The organism is Salegentibacter salinarum (genome assembly GCF_900168115.1).
GTDB classification, from domain to species: Bacteria; Bacteroidota; Bacteroidia; order Flavobacteriales; family Flavobacteriaceae; genus Salegentibacter; species Salegentibacter salinarum.
Window position 1 is genome coordinate 1 of sequence record NZ_FUZC01000010.1, and the last position, 18,533, is coordinate 18,533.

Annotated in this window: 23 protein-coding genes and 3 pseudogenes; 10 read left to right on the forward strand and 16 right to left on the reverse strand. The window is 33.6% G+C overall.

Annotated elements, in window-relative coordinates; all coding sequences use genetic code 11:
- A pseudogene (locus B5X53_RS19045) lies at positions 1-1,780 on the forward strand (hypothetical protein); the annotation flags it as partial.
- Positions 1,767-2,225, forward strand: a complete 459-nt coding sequence (locus B5X53_RS12445) for a hypothetical protein (RefSeq protein ID WP_143533265.1) — start codon at positions 1,767-1,769, stop codon at positions 2,223-2,225. The pseudogene B5X53_RS19045 and the gene B5X53_RS12445, both read left to right, overlap by 14 nt.
- Positions 2,226-2,280: 55 nt before the next feature.
- Here B5X53_RS12445 and B5X53_RS19645 read toward each other — a convergent pair whose 3' ends face one another.
- Positions 2,281-2,439 (reverse strand): hypothetical protein, encoded by a 159-nt coding sequence (locus B5X53_RS19645; RefSeq protein WP_394341602.1) that lies wholly within the window; start codon positions 2,437-2,439, stop codon positions 2,281-2,283.
- A gap of 239 nt (positions 2,440-2,678) precedes the next feature.
- Here B5X53_RS19645 and B5X53_RS12455 point away from each other — a divergent pair, with 239 nt between their 5' ends.
- Positions 2,679-3,902: a site-specific integrase gene (locus B5X53_RS12455; protein WP_079713555.1), complete on the forward strand. Its 1,224-nt coding sequence runs from the start codon at positions 2,679-2,681 to the stop codon at positions 3,900-3,902.
- 1,100 nt (positions 3,903-5,002) lie between these two features.
- On the opposite strand, the gene B5X53_RS12460 is transcribed toward B5X53_RS12455, so the two are convergent.
- On the reverse strand, positions 5,003-5,374 hold the full coding sequence (locus B5X53_RS12460; RefSeq protein ID WP_079713556.1) for a DoxX family protein: 372 nt from the start codon (positions 5,372-5,374) through the stop codon (positions 5,003-5,005).
- Positions 5,375-5,463: 89 nt separating this feature from the next.
- On the opposite strand from B5X53_RS12460, the gene B5X53_RS12465 reads away from it, so the two are divergent.
- From B5X53_RS12465 to B5X53_RS12480, 4 genes are all read left to right on the forward strand, one after another.
- A complete protein-coding gene (locus B5X53_RS12465) occupies positions 5,464-5,814 on the forward strand; it encodes a winged helix-turn-helix transcriptional regulator (protein WP_079713557.1) in 351 nt (116 codons plus the stop codon).
- A 254-nt stretch (positions 5,815-6,068) separates the two neighbouring features.
- The gene (locus tag B5X53_RS12470) at positions 6,069-6,602 is read left to right on the forward strand and encodes an SDR family NAD(P)-dependent oxidoreductase (protein ID WP_079713558.1); all 534 of its coding nucleotides are present in this window, start codon (positions 6,069-6,071) and stop codon (positions 6,600-6,602) included.
- Between the two features lie 70 nt (positions 6,603-6,672).
- Positions 6,673-6,885 carry a hypothetical protein gene (locus B5X53_RS12475; RefSeq protein WP_079713559.1) on the forward strand — a complete coding sequence of 71 codons (213 nt, stop codon included), beginning with the start codon at positions 6,673-6,675 and terminating at the stop codon, positions 6,883-6,885.
- A gap of 251 nt (positions 6,886-7,136) precedes the next feature.
- Positions 7,137-7,598, forward strand: coding sequence for an SRPBCC domain-containing protein (locus B5X53_RS12480; RefSeq protein WP_079713560.1), 462 nt, complete (start codon positions 7,137-7,139; stop codon positions 7,596-7,598).
- Positions 7,599-7,692: 94 nt separating this feature from the next.
- Here B5X53_RS12480 and B5X53_RS12485 read toward each other — a convergent pair whose 3' ends face one another.
- The 9 genes from B5X53_RS12485 to B5X53_RS19050 form a co-directional block, all read right to left on the reverse strand.
- Positions 7,693-8,046, reverse strand: a complete 354-nt coding sequence (locus B5X53_RS12485) for a VOC family protein (RefSeq protein ID WP_079713561.1) — start codon at positions 8,044-8,046, stop codon at positions 7,693-7,695.
- A gap of 62 nt (positions 8,047-8,108) precedes the next feature.
- Complete coding sequence (locus tag B5X53_RS12490) at positions 8,109-8,537, reverse strand: SRPBCC family protein (protein ID WP_079713562.1); 429 nt, start codon at positions 8,535-8,537, stop codon at positions 8,109-8,111.
- A gap of 73 nt (positions 8,538-8,610) precedes the next feature.
- Entirely contained in the window at positions 8,611-8,967 is a 357-nt protein-coding gene (locus tag B5X53_RS12495) for a DUF4180 domain-containing protein (protein ID WP_079713563.1), read from the reverse strand.
- A gap of 46 nt (positions 8,968-9,013) precedes the next feature.
- Positions 9,014-9,370: an iron chaperone gene (locus B5X53_RS12500; protein WP_079713564.1), complete on the reverse strand. Its 357-nt coding sequence runs from the start codon at positions 9,368-9,370 to the stop codon at positions 9,014-9,016.
- A complete protein-coding gene (locus tag B5X53_RS12505; protein WP_079713565.1) occupies positions 9,367-9,756 on the reverse strand; it encodes a DoxX family protein in 390 nt (129 codons plus the stop codon). Before B5X53_RS12505 ends, B5X53_RS12500 begins: the two co-directional genes overlap by 4 nt.
- A gap of 2 nt (positions 9,757-9,758) precedes the next feature.
- Positions 9,759-10,226, reverse strand: a complete 468-nt coding sequence (locus tag B5X53_RS12510) for an SRPBCC domain-containing protein (RefSeq protein WP_079713566.1) — start codon at positions 10,224-10,226, stop codon at positions 9,759-9,761.
- 6 nt (positions 10,227-10,232) lie between these two features.
- Positions 10,233-10,556 (reverse strand): ArsR/SmtB family transcription factor, encoded by a 324-nt coding sequence (locus B5X53_RS12515; protein WP_079713567.1) that lies wholly within the window; start codon positions 10,554-10,556, stop codon positions 10,233-10,235.
- 416 nt (positions 10,557-10,972) lie between these two features.
- Positions 10,973-11,842 carry an NmrA family NAD(P)-binding protein gene (locus tag B5X53_RS12520; RefSeq protein ID WP_079713568.1) on the reverse strand — a complete coding sequence of 290 codons (870 nt, stop codon included), beginning with the start codon at positions 11,840-11,842 and terminating at the stop codon, positions 10,973-10,975.
- Between the two features lie 15 nt (positions 11,843-11,857).
- Positions 11,858-12,010, reverse strand: a complete 153-nt coding sequence (locus B5X53_RS19050) for a hypothetical protein (RefSeq protein WP_157822070.1) — start codon at positions 12,008-12,010, stop codon at positions 11,858-11,860.
- A gap of 220 nt (positions 12,011-12,230) precedes the next feature.
- Here B5X53_RS19050 and B5X53_RS12525 point away from each other — a divergent pair, with 220 nt between their 5' ends.
- The gene (locus tag B5X53_RS12525) at positions 12,231-12,518 is read left to right on the forward strand and encodes a hypothetical protein (RefSeq protein WP_101023019.1); all 288 of its coding nucleotides are present in this window, start codon (positions 12,231-12,233) and stop codon (positions 12,516-12,518) included.
- A 67-nt stretch (positions 12,519-12,585) separates the two neighbouring features.
- Positions 12,586-12,971, forward strand: a pseudogene (locus B5X53_RS12530) (transposase); the annotation flags it as partial.
- Between the two features lie 323 nt (positions 12,972-13,294).
- Here B5X53_RS12530 and B5X53_RS19530 read toward each other — a convergent pair.
- The gene (locus tag B5X53_RS19530; RefSeq protein WP_079713570.1) at positions 13,295-15,043 is read right to left on the reverse strand and encodes an oxidoreductase; all 1,749 of its coding nucleotides are present in this window, start codon (positions 15,041-15,043) and stop codon (positions 13,295-13,297) included.
- 75 nt (positions 15,044-15,118) lie between these two features.
- Complete coding sequence (locus B5X53_RS12540) at positions 15,119-15,679, reverse strand: TetR/AcrR family transcriptional regulator (RefSeq protein WP_079713571.1); 561 nt, start codon at positions 15,677-15,679, stop codon at positions 15,119-15,121.
- 523 nt (positions 15,680-16,202) lie between these two features.
- Between B5X53_RS12540 and B5X53_RS19650 the strand changes: the two are divergent.
- Positions 16,203-16,444 (forward strand): annotated as a pseudogene (locus B5X53_RS19650) (type II toxin-antitoxin system PemK/MazF family toxin).
- 546 nt (positions 16,445-16,990) lie between these two features.
- Here the strand turns inward: B5X53_RS19650 and B5X53_RS12550 are convergent.
- The 3 genes from B5X53_RS12550 to B5X53_RS12560 are packed head-to-tail and all read right to left on the reverse strand — an operon-like array spanning position 16,991 to position 18,225.
- Positions 16,991-17,320, reverse strand: coding sequence for a hypothetical protein (locus B5X53_RS12550; RefSeq protein ID WP_079713572.1), 330 nt, complete (start codon positions 17,318-17,320; stop codon positions 16,991-16,993).
- A 31-nt stretch (positions 17,321-17,351) separates the two neighbouring features.
- Positions 17,352-17,702, reverse strand: coding sequence for a DUF4870 domain-containing protein (locus B5X53_RS12555; RefSeq protein ID WP_079713573.1), 351 nt, complete (start codon positions 17,700-17,702; stop codon positions 17,352-17,354).
- Positions 17,703-17,724: 22 nt separating this feature from the next.
- Positions 17,725-18,225, reverse strand: coding sequence for an outer membrane protein (locus tag B5X53_RS12560; protein ID WP_079713574.1), 501 nt, complete (start codon positions 18,223-18,225; stop codon positions 17,725-17,727).
- Positions 18,226-18,533 lie beyond the last annotated feature (308 nt).

Consider the following 18,533-nt stretch of genomic DNA (forward strand, 5'->3'; position numbering starts at 1 on the left):
CTCTGCAGTTCCTGCTACCTCCAGTCTTTTGGGGGATATATCGATCTACAGGGTTGGTTCTTCTGTAAGCGGATTAAAATTTTCTACAGGAAACAACAAGGACTTCTTACAGGAGATCGATTATGCGTATAATATAAGGGGTTGGCTTAAGCAAATCAACGACCCGGAGAATCTGGGTGACGATCTCTTTGGTTTTGGGATCAATTATAATGACCCTACCGGTGGGGCACCCCCGCTATATAACGGGAACATCTCGGAGACGCATTGGAATACCCAAAGTGAGAATATAAGTGGTAACCCGGTAAGCAATTATTATGGGTATAGCTATGATGCATTGAATAGGATCACCGGAGCCACGGACAATACGGGGAATTATAATTTAAGCGGGATTGCCTATGATAAAATGGGAAATATTTTATCTTTACAAAGGCAGGGGCAGACCGATGCCGGTGCTACGTTCTTTGGAACTATGGATGACCTTGGCTATGATTATGATGGCAATAGGCTCATGAAAGTTAGTGATAGTGGGGAGAAAACCTGGGGTTTTAAAGAACCTACAACTTCAACCGGCAATGATTATGAGTATGATGTCAATGGCAACTTAACATCCAATGCCAATAAGGGAATAGCCGCAGGTGGTATTGAGTACAACCACCTGAACATGCCTACAAAGATTACGGTAAGTAATGCGGGTAGCAACAATGGGGTTATCGATTATGTTTACACTGCCGACGGTATAAAACTCCAAAAGAAAAAGACACAGGGAGAAGTAGCGACCACCACCGATTATGCAGGGGACTTTGTTTACGAAAACAATACGTTGAAACAGTTTTACCAGCCGGAAGGTTATGTAGAACCAGATGGTAGTGACTGGCAATACGTCTACCAGTACAGGGATATCTGGGGCAATACCCGGATCACCTACGCTGATGATGATAACAGCGGTAGTGTAACTAGTGCTGAAATACGAAGGGAGCAAAACTACTACCCATTTGGATTGGAACACAAGGGTTATAACAATTATTCTTACGGAGCCAAGAATAATCTAAAAACCTACCAGGGACAGGAATTTACCGAAGACTTAGGGCTTAATACCCATGAATGGAAATACCGCATGAGCGATCCTGCCATTGGAAGGTTCTGGCAGATCGATCCGTTAGCTGAAGATTATACCTATAACTCTACTTATGCTTTCCAAGAAAATAAGATGGGATTAGGAACTGAACTAGAAGGTAAAGAATTAGATCCTTTCGGAGTTGCTCGTACAGTTTCATATTATTCTCGAAAAGCGATTGCTAAAACTGTAGAAACAACTAAGAGAATAGATACTTATTTAAAATCAGAAGGAGGTGGTTTTAATTTTAGAAGTAAAAATGGCGGTAACGGAGATCCAGGAAGAGATGGTGGAAGAAACGTAGAGATGGTGGATGCCGATGGATTACTACAAGCTGCAGGTTTTGCAAAAACTGGAGGAACTATGGGACCTAAAAAAAACCCAAAAGATTACGGCGAAGTTGCAAAGAACGTATTTACAATAGCGGCTAATACTTTAGATGGGATGGAAACTGGAGGTGAAATTGTAGAGGAAACAGAAAATTTAATTGAAGCTACTGCTAAATTTCCAACAGGAGAAGTTATTGAGGGGGAAGGTAATTTTAAAATATATCCTGTAAAAGATTCTATGGCGACATTTGAAACTCAGATTGAAGCAGATAATTTTAAAAAACAAGCACAGACTGAAAAGAAAAAATTAATTGAAAAAACTTATGAAAATCAATAATAATACAACGAAAAATTTCATGCTACTTTTTGTACTAGTTTCTCAAATATTTTTTTCATGTAATGTAAGGAATGACAAAGATTTTTCGAAAATAGAAAGAGAAAGAGACTCCCTAAAGACGATTTTAAATAATATTAATCAAAAGTACGTTTTTGATAATGTACGTATAGTTACTAAACCAAGTAGTGAGAATGTTATTAGCCCAGGGAATGAATATAACCTAGAAGTCTATTTTATAGGCTATAATAATGATAGCTACTTTAAAAATTATGATTCAATTAATAATAACTCAATTGATTCTATATATCCCCAAAAAGGAATATTTCATTTTAAAACTATTTTGGAAAAAAGTGGTAATGAATTTAAAGGTCTAATTTCTACGAATAGTGAATATGGAAAAAACTATGAGGCTATATTACATAACCCAGATTTATTGAAGCAATAGACTAAATTTATTTATCTATGAGCTTCTCCAGATAAGAAACCTTGTCCTTCTCGGCCTACACCAGTCGCTCATAGAGTTTTTTATTTTCTTCGTAAGCTTCCACCAGTTTATCAAGCGGGTTAAAGGTACAGTGATGATTAACCGTAGGCCCAGCATTAATGGTAGATCCTTCGTAGTAGTTCTGAATATTGTTGAAGATCGCTTCCTCCGCCAATTACACTACAAATTGAAACAAAAAGCCCCAAAACCTACGGATTTGGGGCTTTTTTGTTTTTCAACATATCAAAAAATAACAGTTAATATCAATCTATTCGGTTACACATTCGGTTACACCTGTCACCCTTAAATTAGGTGTAACCAAAGTAATATAATTCCTACAAAATAAAACTTAACACCCTAAATATAAAGGGATTATGTTGTATCTTAAAACTGTCTAATAAAATTTATATAGTTATGAATACAATATTTTCCCATCTTTTTTACTTGAGAAAAAGTAAGACTAAAACGGATTCTGGAATAATATACTTCAGAATAACAGTGAATGGCAAGCGGGCAGTTACCACAACTGGACGAGAAGTCCCAGTCTCACTATGGAACCCGGCTTCCGGTAAAGCAACTGGAAATTCGGCTCAAGCTAAAGCTGTTAATAGATTTCTCAGTAAAGTTGAGAATGATATTTATAATGCTCATCAGAGACTTGTGGACAAAGGAGATTTTTTCTCCTCTAAGGATATTATAGATATCTACCTTGGAAAAGACAAGAAAAAAGAGGATGAGGAAAAGATACTTCTAGAGATCTTTCAGGAACACAATGATCGTGTTAATAGACTTGTAGGTAAGGATTTTGCAAAGGGTACGGCCGAAAGGTATAGAACGGCTAAAAAGCACGTTGAGGAATATATAAAGAAAGAATACAAAACTTCCGATATTCCCGTAATGGATGTTAATCACAAATTTATTACTGGTTTTGAATATTATTTAAAAACAGAAAGAAACTGCGCGCATAATTCAGCGATTAAATACATAACAAATTTTAAAAAAATAATCCGCATTGCTTTTACCAATGAATGGATCAGTAGGGACCCATTTCAGAACTGGAAGGCTAAACTAAAGGTGGTGGACCGGGAGTTTTTAACTGAAGGGGAACTTCAGGTCTTGATATCTAAGGAAATTAAAAACGAACGCTTAAGTTTGGTTAAAGATATTTTTACGTTTAACTGCTTCACGGGGCTTTGTTACGCCGATGTAAAGAAACTATCAGAAAAAGATGTGGTGGTCGGTTTTGATGGAAAACGTTGGATTAAAACTAACAGAACTAAAACTAAAAGCAGTATTCCAATTCTTCATACGGCAGAAGCCATTTTAGAGAAATATTCCGCGCATCCCGAAGTTAGTGAAAAGCATTTAATTCCGATTTTAAGCAATCAAAAAATGAATGCTTATATCAAAGAAATTGCAGATATCTGTGGCATAAATAAAAACCTCACTTTTCATTTGGCCAGACATACTTTTGCTACTACAGTTACGCTCTCAAATGGAGTTCCAATCGAGAGTGTTAGTAAGATGCTGGGGCACAAGAATCTTCAAACTACCCAGCACTATGCTAAAATTCTAGATCGAAAAATAAGTGATGATATGGCAATTTTAAGAGAACGATTGGTCGCTAAAAATTTTTAGAGAATACTTAGAAGTGAGGTCAAACCACAACGCTAGCATTGCTAACCTTGCATTGAGGATCTAGCTGTCCACTTAATTAAAGATCACCAAATAATCTTACTAGTCCGGTAATTGAACTAGTAATAGACCAGTAGGGAGCAAACTATGAATCCCTTCTGAAGAAGATCGGATGCGATTGGTCTCGAAGATTACAGAGATGCGCTATTGAGTTTAAAACTTATCAAATTTTGTTAAAAAGTTTTTTTATTTTGCTATGCCCTATAAATCTTTACTTTATGTTTTCAATTTCACCACTTTTTAAAAACAAAAAAAGGGGAAATAGTATCCCTTTACTGGATAAAAAATAAAACGTAGAGAACGCCCTGTATTTCAATTTACCAGTGTTAACAAAGCATCTCATAGAGCCTTAAATTTTTGGTCACCGAATTGGTCTCGCTTCAACAAATTTTAACTTTTACAGGTTTAATCAATTTTTATTCGAGGCTTTTTGATACGATTTTTTAAAATCTAATTCAGGTGATCAAACAAATAATTGGTATACTTAGAACTCAAGCTTTCTTTAATTTAATGAGTATTAGAATTTTTAAACATTGCCATCTCACTAATAACCCGAAGGTCATTGGTTCGAGTCCAGTTCCCGCTTCTAGCAAAGACAAGGCTTCACAGAAATGTGAAGCCTTTCTTTTTTGTAATGGGTACAGAATTTTGGTTTTTTTATTCCATGATCATAATCTGACTCTAATCGATTTCATTTACCTATAAATATCATTAAGATCCTAAATGTTTTGTAAACAAAGATTAGGGGGTGTGTTAATTATTTTTGGCACCTTTTATATTGAAGAAAATCTTTAAAGTTTTTTTGTCTCAAAAAAGGCGTGATTTTGTGACATAATAAAATCCTCTAGAATTGCACGTTTTTGTTATTACCTGCAACTTGTTCCGAATCATCTGTCTCTAAATATACCAGAATATGACCATCTATTTCTATAAGATCTTCATAAGAAATTAATGTTTCGTCATCCTGTTCTGTAACTCTTGTAGGTTCTAATTGACAAACTATCTCTTGATTTCGGAATGATTATTATTTGTAAAGTATGCCTTTACAAAATAAGTTTAAAATTTTCATCGGTTAATAATACTATAAAACAGGAAATACAACAAAATAAGGCTGTATAAAAATATTTATAATCACCGTGGGAAAAATGGACCATTAATGCTCCTATAGCAAATGCAAAAAGCCATATGGTGGAAAGGTTTTTAACATGATGCATCCAAATGCCAAGAATAAGACCAAGAACTCCTAGTAATTCCCCATAGCCTATTATAAGTGTCCAAATTTTTCCAAATCCAAAAGCCTCCATATTTTCCATCATACTTGGCTTTTGAAAAACTTTAAATAGACTAGCATAACCAAAAGCATAGACTAAATAACCGTAAGCAATCCAGTGAATAAGCTGTCTTAGTACATTCATTGTTTATTTTATTTTTTTCAAAACTAATTCATATATTCAAAAAATGAAAGTACTTACAAAATTGTATGGTACTAACAAAAAAGTAAGAAATGAGAAAACAAAGCTCTACCAATACAATAAACAAAGAACATATAGAATCAAACTGTGGAATTGCCTATACAAATTCTGTTTTAAATGGACGATGGAAGCTTAATATTCTCGCATTTCTTTTAGATGAAGAGAAGTTGAGATATAGTGAATTAAAAACCCGACTTATAGGTATTTCCGAAAGAATGCTCATAGCGCAGCTTAAAGAATTACAAGCTGATGGTTTGGTACATCGTAATTCCTATCCTGAAGTTCCTCCCAGAGTGGAATATTCACTTACACCAAAAGGTAAATCTTTAGAAAAAATATTAATCCAAATGGCAGAATGGGGTACAAAGAATAATCAAAATTAAGAGCTCCACTTTTTCACTCTTTTTAAACCTTATTCAAAAATCACCATATTGTTAGGCACTTATAATTGCTGCTCAAGCGGTTTACTTAGGTGTAAAATATTTCAAATTATAACCGCTGTAGGCTTACAAAGGTATTGTAAAATCAATTTGCTATAGCCTTAAAAAGTAACCGAAATTTGTCTTTTTGTATTACTATAAATAACTTTAGTTATTATGAGAATTGATTAAAACCGGAAAGCTCTTTATAGCCAAGTATGAGACATGTGTTAATAATAGGGGGGACAGGAATGTTGCGGGATACAAGTGAATATTTTATTAAAAAAGGTCACTTTGTTACTTTACTTGCCCGTACCAATTATCGGATGGATGCCATCAAAGCAGAGTATCCAGATAAAGAAAAAAACATTTTTACCATCTCACAAGATTACACTGAGCCTGAAAAAGCTTTAAACGGTATAAAAATGTCTATTGATACTTTTGGACCGGTGGATATAGCCATACTCTGGATTCATACCTCTGGTGAAGAGTTTTCTAATTTGATAAAAACATTTTTATTTTCTCATTCTCCAAAAACCACAATTTTCCAGGTATGGGGAAGTGCTTCTGTTAACCCCAAGAGTTTCACCCAGAAAAACTGGAAGGAGAAGTATCCTAATAGATATAAAGAAATATTTCTGGGGTATAAAAGAAAGAATGGATCTGTCCGGTGGTTGACTAATTCAGAAATTTCAGAAGGAATAATAAAGGCAGTGCAAGAAAATGATTCTGAAAGTATAATAGGCCGATAGAACCGTGGATATAATTTTACAGCTTGCCACAATGAAGGATCTCCAGAATAAAATTTTAAAATGACAGGTTATGGAAACTAAACTAACGTTGAAAAAAGATTTCTTCTCCAGTAAATACACGCTTTATTCCAATAATGAATCCATTGGAGGGTTAAATGATAAAAGCTTTTCTCAAACTGTTATTGGAGAATTTAGGGGTAAGAAATACATATTTATTTCAAAAGGATTTCTGGCTCCCCCAACCGTTATTATTGATAAAGAAAAAGATGAGAGAATTGTATAATAATTGGTACTTTAAAGCTACAATTACAGTGAATAATAAGATGTTTAATTGGAAATATGAGAATATATGGAATACAAAATGGAGAATTTTTAATTCTGAGAAAATTAATATAGAGTATGCCGGTTCTTCCAGCCGTGGCGAAATCGAAACCGGATGGCACTGCTTATAGCAGTTTTTATCCCTGTATGGTTAACTATTTTTAGTTAAACTGAGAAGGGCGATAAGGGCGTTTTATTATCAAATTTATTAGTATGGAAAAGATAAGGAAGAAACTATTTGTTAGAATTGTAAAAGGAGAGGCATTTAATAAATTTGTCAATGAGATTAATCAATGGTGGCCAAAAGATTATTCTTGGTCCGGGGATGAATTGAAAGAAATAAAGATTGATGCCAGTAAAGATGGCCTATGTACCGAAATTGGTCCGTTTGGATTTCGTTGTGATTGGGGCCGTGTAACGCAAATTAACGTAAACGAGAAAATTGAACTGAAATGGCAAATAGGTCCGAACCGGGAGCCCATTCCCGATCCGGAAAAAGCGAGTGAGCTTGAAATTGCATTCATAGAAAATGGAAATTCTACCACCTTGGTGGAGCTTGAACATCGCCTCTTTGAAAAACATGGAGAAATGGGAGAAGATTACTTTAAGATGATGGACTCTGAACAAGGCTGGGAGTTTATCCTGGATAATTATAAAAAGTATTGTGAAAGTTAATTAGGAAAATACATATAACAAATTGAACTTTTAATAAATGTTTGATTATTTGATTAAGACAAAACGAATACATACTCCCAGGGGAAAAAAAGTATTACAAATGGGTTACTAAATTTATGGTAACCCCGTTAGGATCCTTTACAAAAAAACGCCTAACACCCCAACTTTCGTTGGTGATAGGATAAACAATTTCAATTGCTCGATTTTTAGCATCTTCGTAACACTGATCAATATCACAAAGTTCAATTGATAAAAATATTGCCGAATTATCTAAAGGCTTATTATTTTTATTTTTGAAAATTGATATCTGTGCAGTTTTGTTTTCCTTTGATGCGAAAGTGAGTATCCAGCCCATATCCATAACTAAGTCCATTCCTAAAAATTCGGTATAGAACTTTTTACTTTTTTCTAAGTTATTTGAATAAATATTGGGAACAATTCTTCGCATATTTAATCTTTTTTAGTGGTATGAGTTCATTTTTTAAGTTTGCTTAATGGTTTTATTACTTTCTAAAAATCACGTTCTTGATAGGGTAGTCCTTTTTGATTTTCACAATACGTCTTTAAGCTAAATAAAAACATTCCCCAATTATAACTACACCAACGATAAAAATCAGTTCGTTCTCTCCAGTCATAGTGTTTAAGAATAACCGCTGTGATGCCATCTTTTTCCGATAGTTCAAAGGACACCCTCGTTCCTACCCATTCTTCATCTGATGCCAAACATTCCCAAACAATCTTGCTGTTTTCTTTCAGTTCAATTATTTTAAATTTGGTAATATAATCTTCCTCAAAATCAAACTCATTTATAAAACCAATTTCAGGTTGTACTTTTAGATTTTTTGTCCACACATGTCCTAAACCTTCCTCTGAAGTTAATGCATCGTAAACAGTGGTGATAGGGGCTTTAAGGTAGTTGATTTGTTCTATACTTTCCATTACTGAATATTTTAATAAGCCTGATGATTAATTTGGTTATTTTTGATTATCAGGGCTATTGTAAAATATGATTTTATTTTTTTAATTTCAATACTTCATTTAATGATGACAAAAAATTAACTTGTTTTCCCTTATTACTTTCATAGATAAAAGCTTTTAAACTTTTGCTGGTAATGTGTGAAAATTCACCAACTATTACTAATCTAAAACGATAATTTGAGAATTTTTGTAGAATGTCTCCCGCCATTTTATTTTTTAAATCAAAAAAATCTGGGGTAATATTTTTCTGGTGAATGATAATCTTATCATAGCCCTGGTAATACAAATTACCCATTAAATCCAACGCATCATCAGTGTGCTGAATGAGTATTTCATTGGAAATTACTTCTGCGACTTTTATTTCCTCTACAATATATTCTTTGATTTCCATTTTAGTTAGGGTTTATCATAGTGTACTACCGGTTGACAGGTATATTTTATAATTTATTCTGCCGTGCCTGTTCTTTAATCAGCTCTTTTATTTCTGTTGTTGGTACTTCTTGGTCAAACTTAATCTGAATTGTTTTTTTACCCGTTTTATATCCTTTTTCTTTTAGTATTTCACGCATTTCGGTTGTTAAGGAATCAATACCAAAGCTAACGTGCTTTTTAGCCAATGAAAATCCGGCAAGAATACCATAATATTTATAGATAGGGACATTCCAGCTTATTCCCTCTTCTGCATTCGGAACAGTAACTTCTATGAGTTTTTTAAGCCTTAGCATAATCCCTTGTGATTCCTGAGGGGCAGCATTAATAAACTCGTCAACAGTTGTTGGGTTAAAATCTTTCATTTTATTTCTGGAATTAATTTTCTATCGGGTGGTCTAAAATACCAGGATATAATCGTAAGCACCAATAACAGTAGGGGACCAAAAAGGGTGATGATTTCATCTCTAACCATTAAATGGGAAATCGCAGCCCCCGTCATTACAAAAAAGAATCCGGCATAAGCCCATTCCTTTACTAGTGGTGCTTTAGGGATAAGAATAACGATAGTCCCTAAGATTTTCCATACGCCAAGTATGTATAGTAAGTAAGGTGGGTAACCTAAGGAATTCATACTTGCTACTTCTTCTTCCATTTTAATTAATTGGACAATACCTGTCGAAAGCATTCCCAAAGCCAGCCAGATGGTGGCAATCCAGTAAATAATTTTTTTCTGTTTTATTGTGGCCATAACTATTTATTTGTATTCATAATTGCTTCCAATCGATGGTGTGCCAGATCAAAACCTATAGTGAAGGGTTTTTTTAGTAGTTCATTTCTTATTTCAGCCGATTTAAAAATGATGTGCATCGTTAAAATACTTTTCTCACCTGTAATGGCCTTAAAATTTAAAAACTCCAGTTGCGGGGGAAGTGAAAACACATCCATTTCAAAAGTTCTAACAATCATTTTATTCGGTATTAAGCTGTGAAATGCACCTTTCCCGCTAAACATTAAATCTCCTGTGGGACTGCGTGTTTCAAAATGATATTTTCCATATTCCTTAAATTCAAAGTCTAATAAATTCGTCCCCATCCATTTTGCGAACAACTCTTTATCTTTATATGCTTTATAGAGGGATTCGACAGGCAAATTGAATTCCCTGGTAATTAGTAGCTCCTGCTTTCCTTCTTCGGCTTTTATTTTTGTTTTTTGTTCCATGAGTTATTAGGATTCTGATTGATGGTCTTTCATTAAATTTTCCAATTTATCGAAACGATCATCCCACATTTTTCTGAAAGGCTCGATAAAATTGGCGATTTCTTTCATTCCTTCCGAATTTAAATGATAATAGATTTCCCTGCCATTCTGCTCTTGTTTTAATAGTTCGCATTCAGTAAGGATTTGAATATGTTTTGAAATAGTCTGTCTCGAATAATCGAAGTTCTCAGCAAGGGCAGTCGGTGTCATTGCCTGAAGCGCTACTAAAGAAATTATTGTTCTTCGCGTGGGGTCAGCTATGGCTTGAAATACATCTCTTCTTAGTTTCATTTTGCAGTCATTTAACTTCAAATATATATGCAATCATATAACTGCGCAAATTTTTAAAGAATAAATGTTTTAATACTAGCTTTTTGGGTTATTAAAAATCTACTTGAGAAACTAAAAGGAAATTCATAAATAGAAGTATAGGAGGGGGCGGTCAGGAAAAACTATTCCGGTAATACATCAATTTGGAAGCCACTGTTTCTAACAAACATAGCTACAGTTGAAGCATCAATCTCGCCCTCTGCCACCTCAATACGCAGAATTTTATCACAATCTTCTAAATCAAAGTTGATTTTATAATCGGGAAAATGTTGTTTTAAGTTTTACCAGTATTGAGCCGCTTTCTCTAGCGAATTAATATTTGTTCGAAAAACCTCAACCATTTTATTCTAAATTATTATTACTTAAATAATGGCTATTTATAATGTTTGTTTCAGATACTTTTCAAAGGTGGTACTCAACCTAATTGGATTTTTTCCTTTTCTTTCAAGTTTTGCATTTCCTTCGGTTACTAATTCCGTCATTTTAATAAAGTTTTCCGCAGCATTTTTGGAAAAACCAATGCTTTCCATAGTTGGGAACCATTCCTCTTGTGGAATTTCCTGAACCTTTACTTCTCGACCGAGAACTTTTGCCATATTGTTTGCTACATCTCTTGAAGAATATTTTTCAGGCCCCACCAGTTCTATCACTTCTGATTTATCAATACCTTTAATGATGATATCTGAAATAAATTCAGCTACCTCTATTGGTGAATTCATATCAATTTTCAGATCAGAGGGAAAGAAGGAGGGTAAAACGTCTTTTTCTTTTACCATATCAATAGACATAAGCCAATTACTATAATAATAGGAGGGACGAACGAATACTTGATTTAATGGTAAACTTACAAATTCATGTTCAAGCATATTTGACATGAGTAAGCTGCCAGTATGTCTTTCATATTTTTCGTAGTGGGCCCCTCCCGAAGAAAGTCCGATTATAGATTTAATTTCAGAACCTTTAATAGCTTTTCGATAATTCTCCAGAATTCTTTTAGTGTCACCAAGTATGTCATCGGTTTTAATTGTTTCCGGGGTGATTACGAAAATTACTTCCCCTTCTTTGACAGCATTTTTCAAGGCCTTTAAATCAAAATAATCGGCAATGGCAACTTCTGCTCCTTTTTCTTTTAATATTTCTGCTTTTTCCTGATCCCTGATTACCGCTTTCACTGGTAATTTATTTTCTAACAGAAAATCTGTAATAGCCGATCCGACCTGTCCCGTTGCTCCTAAAATAATATTCATAACCTTCGTTTTTTGTTATATAGCAAAGATAAATAGTTGTGGTGACAGCTGTATGTCAGGGGTATTATATTGTTTTTCAGCAACATCTTTTACAGTTGTTAAGCGTTTGGATTTTAATTGATTAAAAATTGCTGTTAATCTTGCCAGACTTGGTATACTGTTGCCCATCTCTGTATTTTGGAATCTGATTTTGATAGTAGATTTCGGCTTTCGATCGGTATAGAGAGTATTTAATTATAGTTCAATGTAAAAATAAGGTCAGTAAACATTGATGCCTGATTCTTGTTAACACAGGGTATCTGGATTTTTAAGAGGTCTTCAAGAAGATTTGAGAGAAAAGTCTCAAGTCTTAGATTTTTCGGATAAAAATTATTTCACTGGAACTCATATGATTAATCCAATAAGACCTACTAGGAAGAATTGGCAACGAATATTTAATACTGTTCTTGAAGACCTTACAGGTTTAATAAGTCCAAGACAAATAATTTATTGTGAGGGAAAAGATAAACCCGGGAGAAATGGGGAAGAAAAAGGATTTGATGCTAAAGTATTAAATTCCATATTTGATGAAAAATATCATGACACAGTTTTTGTGTCCAGTGGAGGAAATACAGAACTCGATCAGAGAAGCAACGAATCTCTATCCTTTGAATTACATAAAATTACATCTGAATAAATAGGCGAAAAAACTGCTTACAAAATTATACCCAATTTACCACGGGGGTACTTAGCCGACTGACTACTTTACAGCAGATATGAAGCATATCTACAACGCACCTAACCAGCAAGCTGCCAAAGCTGCCCTGGATGATTTTGCAGGGCTATGGGAAGGTAAGTATTCCTATGCCGTGAAGAGCTGAAGGGACAACTGGGAAGACCTTACGGTATTCTTTGAGTTCCCCCTGGAAATAAGAAAGATCATTTATACCACGAACCTTATTGAGAACCTCAATGGGAAAATCAGGAAGTACACCAAAAATAAATTGTCTTTCCCGACAGATGAGGCAGTGATGAAATCGGTATATTTGGCTACAAGAGAAGCCACTAAGAAGTGGTCAATGCCTCTCAGGAACTGGGCATTATCTTAAATCAGTTCCTTACTATCTATGAAAAAAGGGTCAGACTTTAAAAAGTCCAACCCCTGTTATTTTAACTTTACATGCTTTGCGGCCTAGTGTCCATAAATCTTATCAAAATACTATTTCAGATAAGCAAAAAGCCAAAACAGCAGGTAACAATGATGCTAAACACTATAGCGGTTAAGTAGAAACTTGAATCCCTATTTTCTTTTAATTATGTACCTTACAATTCAAAGATTAGTGCTTGTAGTCTGCTACTGCACTTACTCTTTATCGCCTGTTGTATAATTAAAAAAACGCACAGAAATCAATTAAAACCACCTTGTACTTACAGGTTGGTTTTAAGATTTTAACTTTTAGTACCACCAAACATCTATTTGGTGGTTTCTAAAATTGGGTAATCTATATAACCTTCTTTACCAAAGGTATACAGTGTGTCTTGATTAGGTTCGTTATAGTCTGCCCCGCGCTCAATGCGTTCAACTAAATCTGGATTTGCAATAAACGGAAACCCTATAGAAACTAAATTTTTATCATTTTCAAAAACTACTTTTTCAGCACGCTCTAGATCAAAGCCAAATCCGCCATTAAAAATAACGTTCCCGCTAAATTCTTTACCTAAATCTTCTAAAAAACCTTCAGGAATATCTTCCGAAAGAGAGACCATATGTAAATATGCCAAATCTAAAGTGTTTAGTTTTTCTATTAAATAATAGTATGTTTCTGAAATCTCTTTATATAAAGCCATATCATTAAATACGCCATAGGGAGAAATACGAATTGCTGTTTTATTATTTCCGATTTCTTTTGCAATTTCTTTAGTTAATTCAATTAAAAATCGAGTTCTGTTTTCTACAGAGCCACCATAATTATCAGTTCTTTGGTTGGTGCCTTTATTTAAAAATTGATCGGCTAAATAACCATTCGCAGCGTGAATTTCGATACCATCAAAACCAGCTTCAATTGCATTTTTAGCAGCTTCTACAAATTCTTTTTGAGTTTGTTTAATATCTGTAGTAGTCATTTCTAGAGGTATAGGGAACGGTTTTAGTCCTTCGCTTGTGAGCACTTCACCAGCTGCTTGTATAGCAGACGGAGCCATAACTTCACCACCTTTTGGTAAATTTAATTGGTGCCCTATACGACCTGTATGCATAATTTGAAGGAATATTTTTCCATTGTTATTATGTACAGCTTGAGTTGTTTTTTTCCAACCAGTAATTTGTTCTTTAGAGTATATAGCAGGAATATTAATATAACCTAGCCCGTTTTTTGAAGGCGAGGTTGCTTCGGTAATTATTAAACCTGCAGTTGCTCGTTGTGAGTAATAGGTTGCCATGATATTGTTTGGAAGATTATTAATAGCCCTGGACCTTGTCATAGGTGCCATAACCACATGGTTTTTTAAATTTAAATTTTGTGAATTAAAAGCCGAAAGTAATTTTGAATTTTTCATAGGCGATTTTTTGTTTAAAGATTTAAGGATAGTTGTAATTTCGGTTGGTTCAGCTCGATTTCTGTATTCTGGGTCTAAAAAGGCGTAAGCTATTGTCCCATCTTCATTTATTATATAGGTTGCAGCTAATGGAAGCTCATTAAAGTCATCTCCATTGTAATTTTTTAAACCAAACGCACTGTTGTAAGTTTTTGCCACCTCATCTGTTAATTTAAAAACGATACCGTATTCTTTTGCAATATTGTTTCTTAAATCACTTAAAACCTCGAATTCTAAATTATGTTTTTCAGAAGTACTTAAAGATTGATCAGGTACCTCTGGCGTTAAAGCAATTAATGTAGCATTATGGGCTTTAAAATTCGGCAATTCTTTATTCAACTGTCTCAAAGTTAAATTGCAAAAAGGGCACCAACCCCCTCTATACCATGTTAAAACGACTTTACCTTTTTTAAGGAAGTCTTGTAACTCAACACTATTTCCTAAAGCATTATTTAAAATAAAGTTAGGTGCCCTATCACCAACCTTTTTTGCATTTGCTACTATATCACCTTTTCTTACTGAATCCACACCTTCATTAAAAACTCTTATAAGTGAGGCATCAGCTTGCGATTCAAAGTCATTTTTGACTTCATCTAATTGTCCTTGTAATGTTTGCTTTTTCTTCATTTTTATATTTAATTTTTTGGGTTAAAAGGTTTTAAATAACTAAATAATTATTTAGTTATTGGTTAAAAAAAAATGTTATATCGTTTTAAATACCATATTAATAAAGTCTTCGATTTCTTGCTTTGTATTAATTCTAGAGATCGTTGCCAAAGCGTGTAATGAGAGAACTAAAAAGTTGGCTTCACTTAAAATAGTAGCTTTACTTTTAGTATGGTCAGTTTCTAATTTTTTAATAATGTGTTGTTTAAAATTTTTACGGTTTTTGACTTCCTTTAATATAAAATCATCATCACTATTTGGAAATTCATTTATAGTATTTGTTATTAAGCAACCATTTTGTTTTCCATTTGAGTACCAAACAGAAAAAAGACTTCTAAATAGTTTCTTAATATCTTCAACACCATCCTCACTGTTTTCAAAATTTGAAAATATGTAATTTGTTTTTGCTTTATAAGCTTTTAAACATTCTTTAAAAACACCCTCTTTATTGCCAAAACTAGAATAAATGGAAAACATATTGATACCCATACCCTTTTCTAATTCTTGAATGGAAGTGTTGGAATACCCTTTTTGCCAAAACAAATACATTGCTTTATCAATGACTTCTTCTTTATTATATGCTTTTTTTCTAGCCATAATTTTAATAACACTACAAATCTAAATAATTATTTTGAAATAAAATCAAGTTTCACACTATATTAATTTAATTAGTAGTTGGTGGCGAAAATGGACATTAATTAGGTTTAAGACAATATTATTTTCTCTAATATGCTCTAGCGTTTTCCTTATTCAAAAATTCACTCTTGACCTAAGGAATTTAAAATTCACTTATGACAACGGTAGTATTCCAACCCTAACAATTATTACCGCAGCAATTATTTCCATAATTTTTGTGGCTTGTGATGTTTGGACAAATAGAGAGATTGCTACACAGAGAGAAAACGAAAAATTTTTTGGTCTTTTACAAGATCCTAATTTGGAAAAAGAAATTAAAGAAGAAATTTTAAAAATTTTAAAAGGGAAGTACCAACACTGCACATAACAGCGGTCATCTTAAATAACGGGTAAACCAGAAAAAGTATAATTTTAGAAACCAAGCAATAAATAGGTAATATTTGGGTTCAGGATTTTCAGGGCATAGAATTAAACAACTACTTTTGTGATTATTTCACCAAATGAAATGAATAAATATTTGAGAACTATTGTTGTAGCTCCAATGACTACAAACCTCAAAAAATACCCACTCGGATTTCGATTAAAACAAATGACAAAAAGGGAATAATAGCAATTGACCAGATTCGGACAATTGATAAGCAAAAGATTGTAAAAGTCTTTGATTCTCTAACCAAATCCGAGATTCGAAAATGTAAAGGAGTACTGAGAGAAACATTTGTAGACTAAAATGTACTAATAAAAACACAGACGGTTAATCGCCAATAGACAGCAGCGTTTAAAAGAACATAAATATAAGTTATAAAGTTAAAGTTATATTAAAGGTGTCAAATTCGGTTACACTAGAATTTTGCTCTCTCTGAAAGGCCAGTAATAGTAGGGGTAAGCCATTTTTGGATAGTTCCTCTTCCTCCGCCACTTAAAACCGTAACACACTGATAAAATAGGAGTTGCGGTTTTTTATTTTGTATTTGTCCGTAATTGGTATCGGAAAAAGGAATCATTCTTAATGGATCAAGCCTAATTGTTGTAGTTAATCTGTATATATGGATTCTTTAATTTCACTTCCCTAAACCCTCTTATTTTTACACTGGAAGATTCGGTGAAAGCATATATACTTCTGTTGATGAAGTAATTTAGAATAGTCCTATAGTTTAAAACCAAAAAAGCCGAAAATAAATTCGGCTTTTTCAGTCACTTTAGGACAACCATCTTTCAAAATTTGAAAAATGGCCCCTCTTGCCCATAAAGTGTCCCCAACAACTATGTTCTTAATTAAGTCGCTTCATCTGAATCAGAACAGCTCCAGTTTTCCATATCATCCCAATCTTCTTCTTCGTATTCTTCTGTCCACATACTACAATCTTTGTAGCTTTCATAGAAGTTAATGACTGCCTGTCTATAATCCTCACAATTTTCTTCGGTTGGATCATTAATGTAAGTATTGGCTACTGACATCACATCTTCATAAGAGTTCTCAAAATCGGCACAGCCTGCGCTTATATCATCGGTCTCGTCAATACTATCATCGTCTTCAGAACATGAAGTGAGAAATCCAAAAGAAAAGACCATTAACAGTGATAAAAAATTTAATTTTAGATTCATAATATTATTTTAATGGTTAATAAATTACTTATTACATATTCTTAAACCAGCTTTCAAATTTATTCCCAAGGGCCGGCACCGGTTTCTCTTTTCCGTTTATGGCATTTAAGAGGCCCATAATCCAAAAAACAAGAAGAAAGAGAGAGCCCAAAAAGCTTATAATCCATCCTAAAATTGGAATAAGTCCCACGATAAATATGGCGAACCCAACAAGGCACAATCCCAGAGATTGTTTTATATGATAAGTAGCAAACTCGTTATTTTTATCTTTATTCATTATAAAAGCAGCTACTAGGCCTATTAGGGTTAAATAAGCTATAATGCCTATAGATTTGTCTTCGGTTTTTTCGTTATTTCCGGCAATACTTACTTGTGATTTCATAGTTGAATTTATAAAAGGTATTTTATATACTGAATTTCACACCAGCACCTAATACTAATTGTCCGCCGTCTATAATTACATATTTCAATTCAGCAAAAGGAGTAATATTACTACCTATATTAAAGTTGGCACCTGCCCCCAGGTTTAACCCAAATCGGCCATCGCTAGATTCAATACCTCCAAAACTTTCATCTCCCCAGTCAAAACTTACATGGGTATAATTAAGTCCGCCAAGTCCATAGAAACCGAGATTTTCATTATTCACAAAATAATAGTTAGCGTTTCCGTTAATTTCCCACCAGTTTAAGCTTCCTCCATATTGATCTCCGGGGAAATAGTAGATAAAGGCCGGTGAAATGCTTAGGTTTTCTAGAATGGGAAATTCAGCGTTGGCACCTGCGCCAATGGCTTCTACTTCGGTTCCGTAATTAAGCATAACCCCAATTCGGTTATCTTGTTGAGCTGAACTCATATAAATTCCTGCAAAAAAGAATAAAACAGCTACTAGTAAGTTAGTTTTCATAATTAATAGTTTGATTAATTAGTTTGCATTTTTTGATTTCTGAGGGTGAAGGTGCAAGCTTTATCTTCTGTTTTCAAGACTTAATGAGTAAAAGGCCCTTATGGATTAGTTAATCGACGAATTACAGGAAATTTTGATTTTTAGCTAAAAAATCACTTTCCCTAAACCAAAACTTCATTTCCCTAATATAAAAGCGTATTTTATCCTTAATTTTTTCTTAATTGGTTAATAACAATTAAATTAGGAAGACATTAATTTCAATAACCGGAATAATCACTCCTAAACTTTTAGTCCCAATCATTAGAAGA

Bases quoted from the DNA above. Each gene is read 5' to 3' on its own strand.
- B5X53_RS12475 (WP_079713559.1), top strand. From the start codon at position 6,673: ATGGAAACTAAACTAACGTTGAAAAAAGATTTCTTCTCCAGTAAATAC.
- B5X53_RS12500 (WP_079713564.1), bottom strand. From the start codon at position 9,370: ATGAAAGATTTTAACCCAACAACTGTTGACGAGTTTATTAATGCTGCC.
- B5X53_RS12510 (WP_079713566.1), bottom strand. From the start codon at position 10,226: ATGGAACAAAAAACAAAAATAAAAGCCGAAGAAGGAAAGCAGGAGCTA.
- B5X53_RS19530 (WP_079713570.1), bottom strand. From the start codon at position 15,043: ATGAAGAAAAAGCAAACATTACAAGGACAATTAGATGAAGTCAAAAAT.
- B5X53_RS12540 (WP_079713571.1), bottom strand. From the start codon at position 15,679: ATGGCTAGAAAAAAAGCATATAATAAAGAAGAAGTCATTGATAAAGCA.
- B5X53_RS12555 (WP_079713573.1), bottom strand. From the start codon at position 17,702: ATGAAATCACAAGTAAGTATTGCCGGAAATAACGAAAAAACCGAAGAC.
- B5X53_RS12515 (WP_079713567.1), bottom strand. From the start codon at position 10,556: ATGAAACTAAGAAGAGATGTATTTCAAGCCATAGCTGACCCCACGCGA.
- B5X53_RS12445 (WP_143533265.1), top strand. From the start codon at position 1,767: ATGAAAATCAATAATAATACAACGAAAAATTTCATGCTACTTTTTGTA.
- B5X53_RS12520 (WP_079713568.1), bottom strand. From the start codon at position 11,842: ATGAATATTATTTTAGGAGCAACGGGACAGGTCGGATCGGCTATTACA.
- B5X53_RS12460 (WP_079713556.1), bottom strand. From the start codon at position 5,374: ATGAATGTACTAAGACAGCTTATTCACTGGATTGCTTACGGTTATTTA.
- B5X53_RS12525 (WP_101023019.1), top strand. From the start codon at position 12,231: ATGATTAATCCAATAAGACCTACTAGGAAGAATTGGCAACGAATATTT.
- B5X53_RS12470 (WP_079713558.1), top strand. From the start codon at position 6,069: ATGAGACATGTGTTAATAATAGGGGGGACAGGAATGTTGCGGGATACA.
- B5X53_RS19050 (WP_157822070.1), bottom strand. From the start codon at position 12,010: ATGGGCAACAGTATACCAAGTCTGGCAAGATTAACAGCAATTTTTAAT.
- B5X53_RS12485 (WP_079713561.1), bottom strand. From the start codon at position 8,046: ATGCGAAGAATTGTTCCCAATATTTATTCAAATAACTTAGAAAAAAGT.
- B5X53_RS12505 (WP_079713565.1), bottom strand. From the start codon at position 9,756: ATGGCCACAATAAAACAGAAAAAAATTATTTACTGGATTGCCACCATC.
- B5X53_RS12495 (WP_079713563.1), bottom strand. From the start codon at position 8,967: ATGGAAATCAAAGAATATATTGTAGAGGAAATAAAAGTCGCAGAAGTA.
- B5X53_RS12490 (WP_079713562.1), bottom strand. From the start codon at position 8,537: ATGGAAAGTATAGAACAAATCAACTACCTTAAAGCCCCTATCACCACT.
- B5X53_RS12465 (WP_079713557.1), top strand. From the start codon at position 5,464: ATGAGAAAACAAAGCTCTACCAATACAATAAACAAAGAACATATAGAA.
- B5X53_RS12550 (WP_079713572.1), bottom strand. From the start codon at position 17,320: ATGAATCTAAAATTAAATTTTTTATCACTGTTAATGGTCTTTTCTTTT.
- B5X53_RS12455 (WP_079713555.1), top strand. From the start codon at position 2,679: ATGAATACAATATTTTCCCATCTTTTTTACTTGAGAAAAAGTAAGACT.
- B5X53_RS12480 (WP_079713560.1), top strand. From the start codon at position 7,137: ATGGAAAAGATAAGGAAGAAACTATTTGTTAGAATTGTAAAAGGAGAG.
- B5X53_RS12560 (WP_079713574.1), bottom strand. From the start codon at position 18,225: ATGAAAACTAACTTACTAGTAGCTGTTTTATTCTTTTTTGCAGGAATT.